The organism is Endozoicomonas atrinae (assembly GCF_001647025.1).
GTDB classification, from domain to species: Bacteria; Pseudomonadota; Gammaproteobacteria; order Pseudomonadales; family Endozoicomonadaceae; genus Endozoicomonas; species Endozoicomonas atrinae.
Genome location: NZ_LUKQ02000034.1, coordinates 1 through 13,216 on the forward strand (window position 1 = coordinate 1; position 13,216 = coordinate 13,216).

Annotated in this window: 14 protein-coding genes; 9 read left to right on the forward strand and 5 right to left on the reverse strand. The window is 47.5% G+C overall.

What is annotated here, in order from left to right:
- Window positions 1–415: 415 nt before the first annotated feature.
- The 6 genes from AK963_RS06965 (at window position 416) to AK963_RS06990 (ending at window position 6,690) form a co-directional block, all read left to right on the forward strand.
- Window positions 416–1,603 (forward strand): thiolase family protein, encoded by a 1,188-nt coding sequence (locus AK963_RS06965; RefSeq protein ID WP_066014738.1) that lies wholly within the window; start codon window positions 416–418, stop codon window positions 1,601–1,603.
- 88 nt (window positions 1,604–1,691) lie between these two features.
- Entirely contained in the window at window positions 1,692–2,861 is a 1,170-nt protein-coding gene (locus AK963_RS06970) for an acyl-CoA dehydrogenase family protein (protein ID WP_066014739.1), read from the forward strand.
- 2 nt (window positions 2,862–2,863) lie between these two features.
- Complete coding sequence (locus AK963_RS06975; protein WP_066014740.1) at window positions 2,864–3,640, forward strand: enoyl-CoA hydratase; 777 nt, start codon at window positions 2,864–2,866, stop codon at window positions 3,638–3,640.
- A 79-nt stretch (window positions 3,641–3,719) separates the two neighbouring features.
- Window positions 3,720–4,610, forward strand: a complete 891-nt coding sequence (gene mmsB / locus AK963_RS06980) for a 3-hydroxyisobutyrate dehydrogenase (RefSeq protein ID WP_066014741.1) — start codon at window positions 3,720–3,722, stop codon at window positions 4,608–4,610.
- A 317-nt stretch (window positions 4,611–4,927) separates the two neighbouring features.
- The gene (locus AK963_RS06985; RefSeq protein WP_066014742.1) at window positions 4,928–6,178 is read left to right on the forward strand and encodes a NupC/NupG family nucleoside CNT transporter; all 1,251 of its coding nucleotides are present in this window, start codon (window positions 4,928–4,930) and stop codon (window positions 6,176–6,178) included.
- Between the two features lie 182 nt (window positions 6,179–6,360).
- Window positions 6,361–6,690: a helix-turn-helix domain-containing protein gene (locus tag AK963_RS06990; protein WP_066014743.1), complete on the forward strand. Its 330-nt coding sequence runs from the start codon at window positions 6,361–6,363 to the stop codon at window positions 6,688–6,690.
- A gap of 89 nt (window positions 6,691–6,779) precedes the next feature.
- Here the strand turns inward: AK963_RS06990 and AK963_RS06995 are convergent, their stop codons facing one another.
- Together AK963_RS06995 and AK963_RS07000 are read right to left on the reverse strand one after the other, a co-directional pair.
- Window positions 6,780–7,052 (reverse strand): HU family DNA-binding protein, encoded by a 273-nt coding sequence (locus AK963_RS06995; RefSeq protein WP_066014744.1) that lies wholly within the window; start codon window positions 7,050–7,052, stop codon window positions 6,780–6,782.
- A gap of 274 nt (window positions 7,053–7,326) precedes the next feature.
- Complete coding sequence (locus AK963_RS07000; RefSeq protein ID WP_066014745.1) at window positions 7,327–8,187, reverse strand: universal stress protein; 861 nt, start codon at window positions 8,185–8,187, stop codon at window positions 7,327–7,329.
- Window positions 8,188–8,456: 269 nt separating this feature from the next.
- Between AK963_RS07000 and AK963_RS07005 the strand changes: the two genes are divergently transcribed.
- Window positions 8,457–9,125 carry an OmpW/AlkL family protein gene (locus tag AK963_RS07005; RefSeq protein WP_066014746.1) on the forward strand — a complete coding sequence of 223 codons (669 nt, stop codon included), beginning with the start codon at window positions 8,457–8,459 and terminating at the stop codon, window positions 9,123–9,125.
- Between the two features lie 58 nt (window positions 9,126–9,183).
- On the opposite strand, the gene AK963_RS07010 is transcribed toward AK963_RS07005, so the two are convergent.
- The gene (locus tag AK963_RS07010; protein ID WP_066014747.1) at window positions 9,184–10,446 is read right to left on the reverse strand and encodes a pepsin-like aspartyl protease; all 1,263 of its coding nucleotides are present in this window, start codon (window positions 10,444–10,446) and stop codon (window positions 9,184–9,186) included.
- A gap of 159 nt (window positions 10,447–10,605) precedes the next feature.
- On the opposite strand from AK963_RS07010, the gene AK963_RS07015 reads away from it, so the two are divergent.
- Together AK963_RS07015 and AK963_RS07020 are read left to right on the forward strand one after the other, a co-directional pair.
- Entirely contained in the window at window positions 10,606–11,121 is a 516-nt protein-coding gene (locus tag AK963_RS07015; protein ID WP_066014767.1) for a TIGR00645 family protein, read from the forward strand.
- Between the two features lie 59 nt (window positions 11,122–11,180).
- Complete coding sequence (locus tag AK963_RS07020; RefSeq protein ID WP_083232519.1) at window positions 11,181–11,864, forward strand: MiaE family protein; 684 nt, start codon at window positions 11,181–11,183, stop codon at window positions 11,862–11,864.
- An 82-nt stretch (window positions 11,865–11,946) separates the two neighbouring features.
- On the opposite strand, the gene AK963_RS07025 is transcribed toward AK963_RS07020, so the two are convergent.
- Entirely contained in the window at window positions 11,947–12,675 is a 729-nt protein-coding gene (locus tag AK963_RS07025; RefSeq protein WP_066014749.1) for a UDP-2,3-diacylglucosamine diphosphatase, read from the reverse strand.
- Complete coding sequence (locus AK963_RS07030) at window positions 12,675–13,184, reverse strand: peptidylprolyl isomerase (RefSeq protein WP_066014768.1); 510 nt, start codon at window positions 13,182–13,184, stop codon at window positions 12,675–12,677. Before AK963_RS07030 ends, AK963_RS07025 begins: the two co-directional genes overlap by 1 nt.
- Window positions 13,185–13,216 lie beyond the last annotated feature (32 nt).

Below are 13,216 nucleotides of genomic sequence, written 5' to 3' on the forward strand. Positions count from 1 at the left end.
TGCATCGTGAAAGTTTTCAGGAAAATCGGGAGTTTTAGGCATGACATTAACGGGATGAACAACAGGCTATTTAAAGTATAAAGGCAATCGCAGAATTCGTGACATATTTTGAAAATGAAATTGGTATTATACTGACATTGCCTTTTAAAAAATATCAGTGATCTGTTGTTTTTCCATCTGGAGATAATCATCAATTCTTAATTTGTAGTTCAAAAGGGTGAGCTACAACGCGAAAATCACTCGTATAATCGCCCTCGAATCGTAATGGATAGTGAAGAATTGCCTGTTTCAGTTTTGCTCTGATATCGTTTTCTGGTACCAATAGAGCTATGATGCAAAGAGACAGTTACGCGAAAAACACAGAACACTGTCCTTTCAACCAGAAAAATAAATAACAAAAAAAGCGAGTTTCAGTATGTCTTCTGCACCCAACCCATCACAGGAAAGCATTGTCATTGTTTCCGCTGCCCGTACCCCAATGGGTGGATTTCAGGGTGACTTGTCGTCTACCACGGCGGTTGAACTGGGTACTATTGCTATCAAGTCAGCATTGGAGCGGGCAGGCGTTGCTCCCGAGAAAGTATCGGAAGTATTAATGGGTTGCGTGTTGCCAGCAGGTACCGGCCAGGGGCCAGCTCGTCAGTCTGCATTGAATGCAGGTATTCCCGTTCATGTACCTACAACCACTCTTAACAAGCTTTGTGGTTCCGGTATGAAAACTGTCATGCTGGGTGCGACGCAGTTAAAAACCGGTGAAGCCGATCTGGTGGTTGCCGGTGGTATGGAAAGTATGACCAATGCCCCTTACCTGCTGGATAAAGCCAGAGGGGGGATGCGTCTTGGACATGGGCAGGTAAAGGATCATATGTTTACTGATGGCCTGGAGGATGCCTACCGGGGGATGGCCATGGGTGTCTTTGCCCAGGAAACCGCAGATCGTTTTGGTCTGACTCGTGAGGCTATGGATGATTATGCCCTTGCTTCTCTGGAACGGGCCAATACAGCGATCAACTCTGGTGCTTTTGCTGAGGAAATTGTGCCTGTTGAAACCCGGAAAGGCCTGATCGAAATTGATGAACAGCCGGGTAAAGCCAGGCCGGAGAAAATCCGTCAGTTGCGTCCAGCCTTTACCAAAGACGGGACGGTCACGGCGGCAAATTCCAGCTCTATTTCCGATGGTGCGGCAGCTTTGGTGTTGATGAGAGAAGAAGATGCCAGAGCTCAGGGTTTACAGCCCATTGCAAGAATTCTTGGTTATCAGAGCCATGCCCAGAAGCCTGAAGAGTTTACCATTGCACCGGTAGACTGTATTCGTAAGCTGCTGGAGAAAATTGACTGGCAGGCCAGTGATGTAGACCTGTTTGAAGTGAATGAGGCGTTTGCCGTAGTAGCTATGATGGCTATTCGTGAGCTGGGTCTGGATCATGACAAGGTCAACATTAATGGTGGCGCCTGTGCCCTTGGTCATCCACTGGGTGCCAGTGGTGCAAGAATTCTGGTAACACTGCTCCATGCATTGAAGAAGACCGGTGGTAAAAAAGGTATTGCTTCACTCTGCATTGGTGGTGGTGAAGCGACTGCCATTGCTGTGGAAATGGTTTGATAAAGTGAAAGGGCTTTTTGGCCCTTTCTTTTTATATCGAATGAGCCTTCCGGTCATTTGCTGTCAATAAGAACAAGAGGCTGAAGTCGTGGATTACAACCTTTCTGAAGAGCAGATCGCTTTTCGTGATCTGGCCCGGCAATTTGCCGATGCCGAACTAGCCCCCCATGCAGCGCAATGGGATCTTGATTCTCATTTCCCGGTTGATGTGATCAAGGCGGCGGGTGACCTTGGGTTCTGTGCCCTGTATACCAATGAGTCTATGGGGGGGCTGGGGCTTTCCAGGCTGGATTCCCATATTGTTTTTGAGCAGCTGGCTATGGGATGTACGGCAACAACCGCCTACATCACCATTCATAATATGGTGACCTGGATGATCAGTGAATTTGCCACCGACCAGGTAAAAGCAGACTGGGGGGAAGGGCTGGTCAGTGGCAGTAAACTCTCATCCTATTGTCTTACCGAGCCTGGCGCTGGCAGTGATGCTGCATCGCTGAAAACCAGAGCCGTACTTGAGGGTGATGAGTACGTGCTCAATGGCTCGAAAATGTTCATTTCAGGAGCTGGCAGTACCGATCTGCTACTGGTCATGGCAAGAACCGGTGAAGACGGTCCAAAAGGTATTTCGGCCTTTGCTGTTCCCGCCAATCTGGAAGGTATCCAGTACGGTAAGAAAGAGGAAAAGATGGGCTGGAATGCCCAGCCAACCCGGCTGATTTCATTTGATAATGTTCGTATACCGGCAGACCACCTGCTGGGAGCGGAAGGTCAGGGCTTCTCTTTCGCGATGAAAGGGTTGGATGGTGGTCGGATCAATATCGCCACTTGCTCTATAGGTACAGCGCAGCAGGCGCTCAACACAGCACGTGCCTATATGAAAGAGCGTAAGCAGTTTGGTCGCGAACTGGCAGGTTTTCAGGCATTGCAGTTCAAACTGGCGGATATGAATACGGAGCTGGTGGCTGCCCGGCAGATGGTTCGGCTGGCGGCCTTCAAACTGGATCATCAGGATCCTGAAGCGACGGCCTACTGTGCCATGGCTAAACGTTTTGCTACGGATATCGGGTTCCAGGTATGTAATGAAGCGCTTCAGATTCATGGCGGTTATGGCTATATCAAGGAGTACCCTCTGGAGCGACATGTACGGGACAACCGGGTCCACCAGATCCTTGAGGGAACCAATGAAATTATGCGATTGATTGTCGCACGTCGTTTGCTCTCTGAGAGCATTTCACAAACTGGTATGGAGTTACAGTGATCATGTCTGAAGTGTTGCATCTCGCCTATGAAGGTCGTACCGCGATTCTTACACTGGATAATCCTCCGGCGAATACCTGGACTCCTGAAAGTCTTGATGAACTGGAACGGATTGTTCAAGAGTTGAACCGTAAATCCGATGTGATTGCCCTGGTTATCACCTCGGCTTCAAAGAAGTTTTTCAGTGCCGGTGCTGACTTGAAACGCTTTGATAACCTGACTCCCGATGAAGCCCGTCCATTTGCTGAAAGCTTTGGCAGGGCTTTTGAAGCTCTCAGTGACTTTACAGGGCTCAGTATTGCAGCGATCAACGGTTATGCCATGGGGGGAGGGCTGGAAGTGGCCTTGGCCTGTGACCTGCGTATTGCTGAAGAGGGAGCCATCATGGCTTTGCCGGAAGCCGCTGTAGGACTATTACCCTGTGCCGGCGGAACTCAGAACCTTACCCTGCTGGTAGGGGAGGCCTGGGCCAAGCGTATGATCCTCTGTGGAGAGAAAGTGGATGCTGAAAAAGCATTGAAAATTGGGCTTATAGAGGAAATGGTGGGCACAGGTGAAAGCTTTGAGCGGGCAAAAGCCCTGGCGAGTGATGCTGGCAGGCAGAGTCCTGACGCTCTGAGAGCGTGTAAAAAGCTGGTGCAGATGGGACGCTCTGGTTTCTCAAGGGAAGCACTGCCAACGGAAAGAGAGCTATTCCTTGAGTTGTTTAGTGGCAAGAATCAGCAGGAAGGTGTCAGCGCGTTTCTTGAGAAGCGTAAACCTGAGTGGTATTACGAGTAATTAAGCAATAGAGGCTCTTCCCGCAGAGCTTTTCATCAGACCGCATTGAGTCCGGCTGTTTTGAATAAGGATCATAATAATGACAAAAATTGCATTTATCGGCCTTGGCAATATGGGTGGTCCCATGGCTCAGAACCTGGTGAAAGCCGGGTATGATGTCTGTGGTTTTGATCTGGTTCCTGAGGCTCTCGATCAATTGGAGCAAGCCGGAGGCTCAAAGGCCGAGTCCGTTAAAGAGGCTGCAGAGAGTGCCAGTGTGGTGATCAGTATGTTACCCGCTGGCAAACATGTTGAATCACTCTACCTGGGAGGTGATGGTCTCTTTAAAGCCATTGATTGCAGTTGTCTGGTTATTGATTGCAGCACCATAGAGGCTGATGTGGCTAAAAAAGTCGGTCTGCAGGCAGAAGAGCAGGGTATCGGCTTTATTGATGCACCCGTATCAGGTGGTACAGCCGGTGCTGCAGCTGGAACACTGACGTTTATGGTGGGAGGCAATGCTGAGACCGTAGAGCAGGCCAGACCGTATCTTGAGGTAATGGGACAGAATATCTTCCATGCTGGTGGAGCCGGCGCGGGGCAGCTGGCAAAGATCTGCAACAATATGCTTCTGGCTATTCTTATGACAGGTACTTCGGAAGCACTTAAGCTGGGTATCGATAATGGTCTTGATCCAGCAGTACTCTCAGAAATCATGAATAAAAGCTCAGGCGGGAACTGGGTACTTGAAAAGTATAATCCGGTACCAGGTGTCATGCCTCAGACACCGGCCAGTAATGGTTATCAGGGTGGTTTTATGGTGGGGCTTATGGCCAAGGATCTCGGTTTGGCTCTGAATACCGCTGCCGGTAGCAGGACCGCAACCCCCATGGCTTCTCTTGCCGATAATCTGTACAGAATGCATTCAATTCGTTCGGGTAGCACACAGGACTTTTCAAGCATCATCCAGCTGTATGATCCAGCTGACTAGTTATTGGTGTGATCATTCTTGGTGATATTCTGTTGAATGATGGTGGCTATTGCTTTGTTTGTGTGTAAAGGCAACGATTTATTTGAATGCATGATCAATTATATTATTCAATAGATAGTTGCCGATCATCGTTTGATTTATTTTCCATCTGTTGATTTGGCTCAATGTTTTGCTCTGAAGTTGTTTTAATTTTGAACAGTTGTGTCAGATAACTGTTCTGTTTTTGTAAATCAGGTTATACAATTCCCGCGAATTATCTATAGTTCTGACCGGGTAACCGGTCGGCACCGATCATCCATCTGAGGTAACCTGTTCCCATGCAAATACTTATGAGCCTGGTAGGTATTGCCAGCCTTCTGGCACTTGCCTTTTTACTGTCCGATAATCGAAAAGCGATCAACCTGCGAACGGTAGGTGGTGCCTTTGCCATTCAGGCCGGACTGGGAGCATTGGTGCTTTATGTTCCCCTGGGTCAGGAAATTCTTGGTGGTGTCTCCAACGCGGTAAGTAATGTGATCAGTTACGCCAATCAGGGTATTGGTTTCCTGTTTGGTGATCTGGGTAACTTTAAGGTTGGCTTTATTTTTGCCATTAACGTACTGCCGATTATCATTTTCTTCTCATCCCTGGTTGCGGTTCTGTATTACCTGGGCATCATGCAGAAAGTCGTTACCTTCCTGGGTGGTGCACTGCAGAAATTACTTGGTACTAGTCGTACAGAGTCTCTGTCTGCAACAGCGAACATCTTCGTCGGTCAGACTGAGGCTCCACTGGTGGTCAGACCCTATATTGGCCGTATGACCAATTCTGAGCTGTTTGCCGTTATGGTGGGTGGTCTGGCTTCTGTTGCAGGCTCTGTTCTGGCTGGTTATGCAGGCATGGGTGTCGAGCTTAAGTATCTGATCGCAGCAAGCTTTATGGCGGCACCTGGTGGCCTTCTGATGGCTAAAATGATTAAGCCGGAAACGGATACACCGGATGATTCTGAGCTGGTTGATGAAGAAGGCAGCAACGAAAAGCCAGCCAATCTGATTGATGCAGCTGCTTCTGGTGCTTCTTCCGGTATGAAGCTGGCCGCTAACGTTGGTGCCATGCTGCTGGCCTTCATTGCATTGATCGCCATGATTAACGGTATCATGGGCTGGATTGGTGGATTCTTTGATTACCCTGATCTGAGTCTTGAAATCATTCTTGGTTATCTGTTCAGCCCTCTGGCATTCCTGATTGGTGTGCCAATGAATGAAATTGTGACTGCGGGTAGTTTCATTGGCCAGAAGCTGGTGGTAAACGAGTTCGTTGCCTACATGGATTTTGTGAATTACCTCAGCCCTGAAGCTGCTGCCGCTGCGGGTGTTGAAGTGCTGTCACAGCGTACTCAAATCATCATCACTTTCGCACTGTGTGGTTTTGCTAACCTGTCTTCCATTGCTATTCTCCTGGGTGGCCTGGGCGTTATGGCGCCTCACCGCCGTCAGGATATTGCCCGCATGGGTATCAAGGCGGTAGCCGCTGGTACTCTGTCTAATCTGATGAGTGCAACTATCGCTGGTCTGATGCTGGCACTGTAATACTCTTGTTCAGGCCATGGTCTAACCGTGGCCTGCTTTCCTTCCCATATTCTCCCTTCATCAGCTGAATCTAACGCTTTTAAAGAAATGGCCGAATCACATAGTGAATTAATTATGTGTTGAAGTATCTGTGTGTTTTGCTGGCATGGATATCTTTCTGAACCTTTCGAGAGTGTGCAAGGATGAACCTGACAACAAGGATTTTATGCTCCCGTAAAGACAAGAAGCTTTCGCAGCAGGCTCTGGCCGATTTGATCGGTGTGTCCAGAAGTGCGCTGGCCCAGTGGGAAACCAGCATGAGTAGTCCCAGTCTTGATAATCTCCGTAAAATGGCTGAAATCCTTGAGATATCTTTCGAGTGGCTGGCTACCGGGCGTGGTAATCAATACCTGACCACTTCTGATGAGGTAATCAGTGATTCTGAAGTGGATGGTGAAATTATCGGACAGTTACACCGAATGAACCTGATGAAGAAAAGAGCCATTCTCAATGTGATGAGAGCAATGGCATAGATAGCCTGACAATCCGTTCAGAAAAAAGCGCCTTACTGGCGCTTTTTCACTATTTACAGAATAGTTTCAGAAATGCAGTGATGGTGGATCTATTTGATCATTTCCCGGAACTTATTGCCCGGCTTGAATTGAGGCAGCTTGCAGGCGGGGATATGAATTTCTTCACCAGTCTGCGGATTACGCCCCTTTCTGGCCGCCCGGTCTGCTACTGAAAATGTGCCAAAACCAATAAGTTGAACGATATCGCCGCTTGCCAGTGTCTCCTGCGTGTTGTTGATAAAGGCATTGACAACCAGCTCGGCCTTGCTTCGGGGCAGGTTAGCTTGTTCAGCGACTTGCTCAACCAGTTCTTTCTTGTTCATATCCAGTCTCAGGGAATTACCAGTTATGTGGAAAGAAAATACCAGAAGGCGAATGATTCGCCTCTGGCTTCGCTCGGCTCAGGAAAAACCTGGGCAGGTGGTGAAACACAATCAGTCTGAAGTGTATCTCTTACTTGAAAAATCTGTGAAGGGAGAAAAACCTTGATAAGACAATATAGAAGTTTTTAGGCGCTTTATCCGGTTTCGTTACAGAAAGAGATGAATTTATTTTGAGATAGCTGCCAGCATGGGGGCTGGCAGCTATTATGTCGGCTTACTTGCCCAGTTCACGCTCCAGGGGGATCATGTGGTGTTTAGGCTGAAGTACCAGTATATCGGTCTTGACCTCAGAGATAAGCTGTTCAGCGGTATTGCCGATTGCAAGGGCGCTAATACCGGTTCTTGCGTGAGTTCCAAGAATCAGCAGTTTGGCATCGGTTTCTTTCAGTAGTGCGGGGATCATGGTCTCGGTTGGGCCCGGTTCAATATGGAAATAGTCTTCATTCAGATTGAACTCCCGGGCATATTCCTGACAATGCTTTTCGTAATAGTCCTTGTCAGTCCGTCCATCACCATGGTCCTGAATCGCCAGCATGGTGGTCGGGTAAGCAGTGGCCAGGTGCAGCTCTGATGAGAACTCATTGGCGATATCAGTTGCGTATTGCAGAATCGCCTGGTTAAGCACACTGTGATAATGGTCCCTTGGGTCGGCATTAATGGCAGCGAGGATTTTGCCTTGAGTCCAGTCGCTATTATCCTGAACCAGCAGGACAGGAACCCGGCAGCGACGTAGCAGACTCCAGTCTTCAGGTGTTGAAAATGCTTTCTGAATGGCAGTGATTAACTTGGCATCTTTAACAACAAGGTGACAACGTTCCATCTGACGCACATGAATAATGGTTTCTATAACGGAACCATTCCACGTTTCATGAAGATAGACCTCCTGACCCTCAGCCATTAATGGCTCAGCGAGTGCTTCCAGGCGAACCATTGACTCACCGTCCGCTTTGGGGTTTGGAGCAAGAATATGCAGGGCAGCGCCGGTTACCCGACAGATCTGGCTGGCCCGCTCAAGGGCAAGCTGCTGGTCCTTTCTGGTATCAACAACGGCCAGAACCTTGGTAATTCCACGCATAATTTTTCCTCTCTTGCTGGATATTCTGTTTGTTATAGTTCCATCATGCATGAGCGTAACTGATGTTTTTATGATTACGATCAATAAAATACTGTGCAGTTAGGAGTATGTGAATGTTATCTCATGAAAATTTACATTAACAAAAGAGATTTTGCGACATTGGTTGTTCCTTTTGGTGATTTGATCTGTGTCAATAAATTTATTGCTTGAAGTTTATACAATAACATCATCTTACATTTCCCGTGAATTAATAACAAAAAGGACAAGGAATGAAGATCAAATCCCTTTCTCTTGCAATTATCAGCGCAACTGCACTGCTGTCAGGTGCTGCCCAGGCTTATGAAACTGGCGACATTATTGTTCGCGGCGGTCTGGCCAGTGTGAACCCAGATGTGGATAGTGGAAACCTATATGCAGCAGGAGTAGAGCAGGCTGATTCAAAAGTAGATGTCAATAATGAGACTCAACTGGGTTTATCATTGACTTATATGATTCAGGATAATATCGGTATTGAATTGCTCGCAGCTACTCCGTTCTCTCATAAGTTACAGGGTAAAGGTGGGCTTTCAGCACTTGGTGAGTTTGCTGAAGTGAAGCACCTGCCACCAACGTTAAGTGTCCAATATTATCCAATGGATAACAGTTCTCTGTTTCAGCCATATGTTGGCTTGGGTTTGAACTATACAATCTTCTTTAGTGAAAAATTCATTAATGGTGCGGATTCTACCTTTAATAGTCTTGAACTTGACGACTCGCTTGGGCTAGCTGCTCAGGTTGGTTTTGATTATCAGGTTGCTGATAACTGGAGCCTTAATGCTGCCGTCTGGTACATGGATATTGACACTACAGGAACCTTTAAAGGACCTGCTGGGGATTACAAAATCGATGTGTCACTGGATCCCTGGGTCTATATGGCTGGTGTAGCCTATCGATTCTAATATGCAGAGCTATTGATGGAATCAAAACCGCTGTCAGTGATCTGGCAGCGGTTTTTTCTTACTGTTGTATCAGGCCTGAAGTGAGCATCAAGTGCGACGTAAAATGCTTTCTCAGCTCCATGGGCGCAGCAAGCTTTTCTGCCAGTTTAGCGAATGCAACCCGGCTGTCAGTTTTGTCAAACACAACATAGAAGCCCCGCATAAAGGCATCTCCGAAAATCCAGAAGTTCTGGTTTCCAGGCGCCAGTCCTGCAGTACACTGCTCCTGGCCCCACCAGTCTACCTGTTTGACGACGTAAAACTCGGGGGTAACGGTATATCTGATGTCATCAATAGTGAAAACAAGGTCGGGCTGTTCATGGAGATTTGAGCAGTCCGGATTAATAGTCAAGGCATTCTGGATGCTGGCAATATCATTGGCTGGCCCTACGATCAGTGAGGTGCCAGAGTCAACAATGGCTCTGCAGTGACCTTTATACTGACAGCTCAGAGGAATACTGTCGTTATTAACGGCAATGCTGTCAAAGGCAATGTTGTAGTAAAAGTCGACAGGGCCGCCTGTCTCAAGGGATTGCATGGAGTGCCAAGTGATGTCCCCCTGATAATAGTCTGGGTCCGGTTCACCGATAATCAGACGTCCTGCACCATTGGCTGGAGTGTTGGATAGATAGAAAGAGAAAATGGCTTTTGGAATCAGTCCCTGTGCTACTGCATTATCCATCCAGGGTGTGACTTGGTCACTGGCTATGGACTTGTAGGCAAGACCAAAGATGCCATCAAATGGGGAGTTCTGAAAGTTATCCGATAATTGACTGGCCAGGCCGACGCCCTGGTTGGTGACCGTGATGCCGCCAAATGTGACGGTGTCATAGCCAACGTAACCCTGCATGCTGCCGGTACCATACTGAATTGAGAGAGCCTGGTCATTGCTGGAAAATGTTCTGCTGAGGTTGGGGTTGAATTTTTCCTTACCTTCACAGCCCGGTGTGTTGCAGTTAATTTCCGGGGTCCAGATATTGCTTGAACCTGTATCCAGCACCCCCGTAAACTGCTGCTTTTGAGCTCCCATGGTGAAGGTGCCATAGTACTGGGTGTTCTGTTTGTCAGTCAGCGTGACTTCGCCTGCTTCCGGTGTCTGTGTTATCAGCTCGCTGCTTTGTACGCGTTGTTCCACAGTAGGTTCAAGCACCTGGATATACGTTCTTTTTCCTCCCGAAGCTGTCTGTTGGTCAAAAATTGAGTTTTTTGCTAGATCAGCATGGGTTCCTAATGCCAGAGACAGGAGTATTGGAGATATTGCTGCAATAAAAAAGCGGTTCATGTCGCCATCCAGAATAAAGGTAAAGATGGTGTGAGTGCCTGTTCAAGTTAGTCAATATCTGTCGTCTTCTCCAATAGGAGTTTTTATAATCCTGCCGGTGATATGTGTGATAGTATTCTCCGAAAAATTGATTGCTGTATTTATTGGTTTGGCTGCTTTATGGAAAAACTGTTTGAAAAAATGCTTTATTCTGCCCGCTGGCTTCTTGCTCCGATTTACCTTGGTCTGAGCTTGGTTCTAATCGCTTTGTTGATCGAGTTTTTTCAGAGTGTCACTTATCTTCTGCTCAATGTTTCCAGTATGAACGAGAATGAAGTGACTCTAAAGGTGCTGACTCTGGTTGATGTTGCTCTGGTTGGTGGTTTGATTGTGATGGTGATGTACGCGGGTTACGAAAACTTTGTCTCTAAAATTGACCTTGATGAGGGGGCTGAGAAGCTGAGCTGGTTAGGCAAAATGGATGCAGGATCCCTTAAGGCCAAAGTTGCAGCCTCTATTGTTGCCATATCATCTATACACCTGCTTAAAGTATTTATGAATGCGGTCAATGTTCCGAATGATAAGTTGATGTGGTCAGTGTTGATGCATCTTACATTCGTCGCTTCAGCTTTCATTATGGGGTTACTCGATATCATGCTGCACAGGAAAAAGAAAGGCGTTGATACCTCCCTTTAACACTCTCCTACCCATGAGTTGTTCGTGTTACCATGCTGGCTCAGCTAAGTGAGCCAGTTATGACCGATATTTCTCCCATTCTTGAATTCTTACCCTGTCCAACGCCTGAGGCATGGATTGAAGAAGCCCGAAAACCCGAAAACCTTGCTGTGATACTGGTGGATCATGCCAACAATGAGCTGAAGGCTGCTCAATCAGCGATGGCCATCATGAGTCGTTACCGGACCGGGAAATTTGGGCAAAACCGGGGTAGTAGTCACTCCAATGAAGAGAAAGTTGGCCTGCAGCTTAAAACCGAAGATCAGTTAAGCCTGCTGAATAAAATGTCCAGGCTGGCTCGTGAAGAGTTAAGGCATTATGAGCAGGTTCTGGCCATTATGGCACGTAGAGACATTCCTTATGTGCATCTGGGTGCCGGCCGCTATGCTGGTCAGTTAAGCACTGCAATCAGAACCTTTGAACCATTCAGACTGGTAGATACCCTGATTATGGGCGCTTTTATTGAAGCCCGCTCCTGTGAACGCTTTGCTGCGCTCTCTCCCTGGTTGGATGATGAACTGAAGAAGTTCTACCTGTCATTATTGAAGTCCGAAAGCCGACACTTTCAGGACTATCTGACATTGGCTGAGGCCATCAATGGGGCGTCCGTGGCTGATCGGGTGGCGATTTTTGCCGGGATTGAGCAGGATGCTATAGAGTCACCAGACCATCATTTTTGTTTTCATAGCGGGGTTCCTGCCTGAGAATATTTCAACCACGGAGCTCATAAGGCTCACGCAGGCAGGAAAAAGCTTTTCTTTGTGATCTTCGTGGTTCAACAAGGGGTTATTCGGGGATAGGGAACTGGTTCATGGATAGTCTCTGTTCATTTAGCTCTATTTCCCAGCCTTTGTCCGTCCAGTCGCCCAGTACATAACGCTTTCCGGTACCCTTTTTTAAAGCAACTTCATGAATGTCAGGTCGGTGGGTATGGCCATGGATCATGGTGTTGACCTGAAATTTCTCCATGACATCAATAACTGCAGATGGTGTGACATCCATAATATCCAGTGTTTTGCCAACTTTGGCCGCTTTACTGTTCTGCCGGATTTTCTGGCCCAGGTTCTTGCGATAGGAGAGGGGAGTCATTCGCAGTATGGTCATGACCAGAGGATTTCGGATGATTCTGCGATATCGCTGATATTGCTGATCCTGGGTGCAGAGCGAATCACCATGCATCAACAGGATTTTCTGGTCATTAATGTTGATCAGGGTCGGATCTTTCAGCCATTTTACACCCGTTTCCCGGAGGAATGATTTGCCAATGGCAAAATCACGGTTTCCTGGCATCAGGTAAACTGCCTTGCCAGTGTCTGTGTATCGTTTAAGCCGTCGGGCAATATCATGCTGAAAGTCATCCATGGCATCGTCACCCACCCAATACTCAAAAAAGTCACCCAGAATATAGAGAGCATCTGCTTGTGGTGCACGATCCGATAGATAATGGCAGAATGCCCGGGCAACAGCCGGGCATTCTGGTGTCAGGTGAAGGTCTGAAATAAACAGAACCTTCATCAGGCGCTTTCCACAGTCTCAAGAACTTCAGCAGACTCAATAACCACGTCTTCCACAGGAACATCCTGGTGGCCAGCACGGAAAGTGGTTTTAACACCTTTGATCTTGTTGACGATGTCCATGCCTTCAGTCACTTTACCAAATACGCAGTAGCCCCAGCCATCATTGGTTTTAGCGCTGTGGTTAAGGAAGTGATTGTCTTTGACATTGATAAAGAACTGCGCCGACGCAGAGTGTGGGTCCATGGTTCTGGCCATGGCTATAGTACCAGTTTCGTTCTTCAAGCCGTTGTCGGCCTCATTTTCAATAGGCATCTTGGTTGACTTTTGAGCCATGCCTGGCTCGAAGCCACCACCCTGAATCATAAAGCCATCAATAACACGGTGGAAAATGGTGCCATCAAAATGGCCGCTTTTGGCATACTCAAGGAAGTTGGCAACGGTTTTTGGTGCTTTTTCAGCATCCAGTTCCAGCTTGATATCACCGAAGTTTGTGTGTAATACAACCATCATAGGGGGCACCACTCTTGTTAAATAATGTC

Bases quoted from the DNA above. Each gene is read 5' to 3' on its own strand.
- AK963_RS06965 (WP_066014738.1), top strand. From the start codon at position 416: ATGTCTTCTGCACCCAACCCATCACAGGAAAGCATTGTCATTGTTTCC.
- AK963_RS07020 (WP_083232519.1), top strand. From the start codon at position 11,181: ATGACCGATATTTCTCCCATTCTTGAATTCTTACCCTGTCCAACGCCT.
- AK963_RS07030 (WP_066014768.1), bottom strand. From the start codon at position 13,184: ATGGTTGTATTACACACAAACTTCGGTGATATCAAGCTGGAACTGGAT.
- AK963_RS06985 (WP_066014742.1), top strand. From the start codon at position 4,928: ATGCAAATACTTATGAGCCTGGTAGGTATTGCCAGCCTTCTGGCACTT.
- AK963_RS06990 (WP_066014743.1), top strand. From the start codon at position 6,361: ATGAACCTGACAACAAGGATTTTATGCTCCCGTAAAGACAAGAAGCTT.
- AK963_RS07005 (WP_066014746.1), top strand. From the start codon at position 8,457: ATGAAGATCAAATCCCTTTCTCTTGCAATTATCAGCGCAACTGCACTG.
- AK963_RS07010 (WP_066014747.1), bottom strand. From the start codon at position 10,446: ATGAACCGCTTTTTTATTGCAGCAATATCTCCAATACTCCTGTCTCTG.
- AK963_RS07015 (WP_066014767.1), top strand. From the start codon at position 10,606: ATGGAAAAACTGTTTGAAAAAATGCTTTATTCTGCCCGCTGGCTTCTT.
- AK963_RS07025 (WP_066014749.1), bottom strand. From the start codon at position 12,675: ATGAAGGTTCTGTTTATTTCAGACCTTCACCTGACACCAGAATGCCCG.
- AK963_RS06975 (WP_066014740.1), top strand. From the start codon at position 2,864: ATGTCTGAAGTGTTGCATCTCGCCTATGAAGGTCGTACCGCGATTCTT.
- AK963_RS06995 (WP_066014744.1), bottom strand. From the start codon at position 7,052: ATGAACAAGAAAGAACTGGTTGAGCAAGTCGCTGAACAAGCTAACCTG.
- mmsB (WP_066014741.1), top strand. From the start codon at position 3,720: ATGACAAAAATTGCATTTATCGGCCTTGGCAATATGGGTGGTCCCATG.
- AK963_RS07000 (WP_066014745.1), bottom strand. From the start codon at position 8,187: ATGCGTGGAATTACCAAGGTTCTGGCCGTTGTTGATACCAGAAAGGAC.